Origin of the sequence: Streptomyces pathocidini (assembly GCF_001418495.1) — a bacterium.
In the GTDB taxonomy this organism is placed as follows: Bacteria; Actinomycetota; Actinomycetes; order Streptomycetales; family Streptomycetaceae; genus Streptomyces; species Streptomyces pathocidini.
The window spans coordinates 1-2,440 of record NZ_LIQY01000478.1 but is presented as its reverse complement, the minus strand read 5'-3'; the positions used below and the strand labels follow the sequence as shown (position 1 = coordinate 2,440).

2 protein-coding genes and 2 pseudogenes are annotated in these 2,440 nt (G+C 76.4%); all 4 read left to right on the top strand.

Features of this window, described 5'->3' with window-relative positions; translation table 11 throughout:
• Positions 1-224, top strand: a pseudogene (locus AOK16_RS28610) (SDR family NAD(P)-dependent oxidoreductase); the annotation flags it as partial.
• A gap of 2 nt (positions 225-226) precedes the next feature.
• A pseudogene (locus AOK16_RS20800) lies at positions 227-666 on the top strand (SDR family NAD(P)-dependent oxidoreductase); the annotation flags it as partial.
• A 15-nt stretch (positions 667-681) separates the two neighbouring features.
• The gene (locus tag AOK16_RS20795) at positions 682-1,551 is read left to right on the top strand and encodes a DMT family transporter (RefSeq protein WP_055473710.1); all 870 of its coding nucleotides are present in this window, start codon (positions 682-684) and stop codon (positions 1,549-1,551) included.
• Positions 1,552-1,559: 8 nt separating this feature from the next.
• Positions 1,560-2,339, top strand: coding sequence for a polysaccharide deacetylase family protein (locus AOK16_RS20790; protein WP_055473711.1), 780 nt, complete (start codon positions 1,560-1,562; stop codon positions 2,337-2,339).
• Positions 2,340-2,440: the final 101 nt, after the last annotated feature.

The window sequence follows — 2,440 nt, the reverse complement described above, 5'->3', positions numbered from 1 at the left end:
CCTCGGGCATCGGCGCCGCCGTCGCCGAACGGCTCGCCGCCGACGGCGGATGGCGGCTGCTGCTCAACGGGCGCGACCCCGAACGCCTCTCCGAGGTCGCCCGGCGCACCGGCGGCATCGCGCTGCCCGCCGACCTCGCCGACCCCGGCGGGCGCGAGAAACTCGTCCGCCAGGCCGAGGAACAGGGCGAGGGCCGGGTCGACGCGCTCGTCGCGGGCGCCGGGNNTGACGGTCAACCTCGCCGCGGTCGTCCACCTGGTGCGGCTCCTGCTGCCCGGCATGGTCGAGCGGCGCGCCGGCCGCATCGTCCTGATCGGCTCCATGGCCGGATCGGTCGGGGTGCGCGGGGAAGCGGTCTACGCCGCCACGAAAGGGGGCCTCATGGCCTTCGCCGACAGCCTGCGCTACGAGGTCGCCGACTCCCGCGTCGCCGTGTCCATCGTCCTGCCCGGCGCGGTCGACACCCCGTTCTTCACCCGCCGCGGCGCCCCCTACCACCGCGACCGGCCGCGCCCCGTCCCCGCCGGACAGGTCGCCGCCGCCGTACGGGACGCCCTGGCCACCGGGCGGGCCCAGGCTTTCGTACCCTCCTGGCTCGGCATGCCCGCGCGCGTGCACGGGGTCGCCCCCGGCGTCTTCCGCACGCTGGCCAAGCGCTTCGGCTGACGGGGCCCGCCGCTGATGACCGGGCTCGCGGTGGCGCTGGCGCTGCTGTCCGCGCTGTCCAACGCCGTCGCCTCCGTCCTCCAGCGCCGCGCCGCGGCCGAGGAGAAGCCGGTGCCGCGCGCCCGGCGCACCTCCTGGGTGCTGCACCTGTTGCGGCGGCCGATCTGGCTGCTGGGCACCTTCGCCATGATCTTCTCCGGCGTCAGCCAGGCCGGCGCCCTCGCGGCCGGGCCGCTGTCGGTCGTCCAGCCCGTGCTGACCACCGAGCTGCTGTTCACCCTCGTCGTCGGCAGCGCCGTCTTCCACCGCAGGCCCGACCACCGCACCTGGTGGGCGTTCCTCGCCATGGCCGCCGGGCTCGCCGCCTTCCTGCGCCTGGCCGAACCCGCGAGGGGCGTCACGACCGTGCCCGACGACCGGTGGCTGCCGGTGGCACTCCCGGTGCTGGGCGTCGTACTCGTCCTGCTCGCCGTGGCCCGCCACCTCTCATCCGCGCCCCGCGCCGCCGTTCTCGGCACGGCGACCGCCCTCGGCTTCTCCTGGACGGCCGCCCTGATGAAGGACGCCATCGGGCAACTGCCGGAGGGGGTCGGGGCCTTCTTCACGGCCTGGCAGACGTACGCGTTCGCCGCCGTCGGGCTGGCCAGCTTCCTGCTGCTGCAGATGACCCTCGGCGCGGGCACGCTCGTCGCGTCCCAGCCCGCGCTGACCCTCGGCGACGCCCTCCTGAGCGTCGTACTCGGCGCCGTCCTCTTCGACGAGCAGATCACCCTCGGCCTGCGGATCCTGCCCGAAGCGGTGGCACTCGCCGTACTGGTCCTCGGCAGCATCCAACTGGCCAGATCGCCGGTGGTCTCGGGCGAAGGCGGGGAGGATGTGTGGTGACGGGCAGGATGGTCAGGACGGGCGGGCGGGGACCGGCTTGCCGGAACAGCCGGGCCGCGGCCGGGGCGCTGTCCGGGGCGGCCGTCGCGGTGGCCGCGTGGCACTTCGGGCCGGCCGCCACCTGGATCCCGGCCGTACGGCGCGTGGTGAGCCCCGCGCTCGACGGGCAGGGCGACCCGGGGCACGTCGCGCTGACCTTCGACGACGGTCCCGACCCGGACAGCACCCCGCACTTCCTGCGGGTATTGGACCGTCTGGGGGTCCGCGCCACCTTCTTCGTCCTCGGCAGCGCGCTCGAACAACACCCCGACCTCGGGCGGCGCATCGTGGCCGAGGGCCACGAACTCGCCGTCCACGGCTGGCGGCACGAGCGGCCCTGGCGCCCGAGACCGAGCCAGGACGCACGGGATGTCGCACGGGCCGCCGACGCCGTCCTCCGCATCGGCGGCCGCCGCCCCCTGTGGTACCGGCCCGCATACGGCGTGCTCACCGCCGGCCGCCTCGCCGCCGCCCGGCGGGCCGGGCTCCAGCCGGTCCTGTGGTCCGTCTGGGGCCGCGACTGGACCGCGCGGGCGGACGCGCACAGCGTCCTGGCGGAACTGACGCCCGGGCTGCGCGGTGGAGCCACGATCCTGCTCCACGACTCGGACCGCACGAGCGCGCCGGGCGCCTGGCACTCGGCCCTGGAAGCCCTCCCTCCGGCGGTGGCCGCCTGCCGGTCGCAGGGCCTCCGGGTGGGCCCCCTGGAATCCCACGGCCTCCCGGCCCACCGGGGGGTGTGGCGATAGCCGGGTGCCGCCGCACGACGGCGGACGCGCATCGCGCCGCGCCCGCGGTCCCGACTACGGGCAGCGCGGCACGGCGGTGCCGCGCTGCCCGTAGTCGGGAC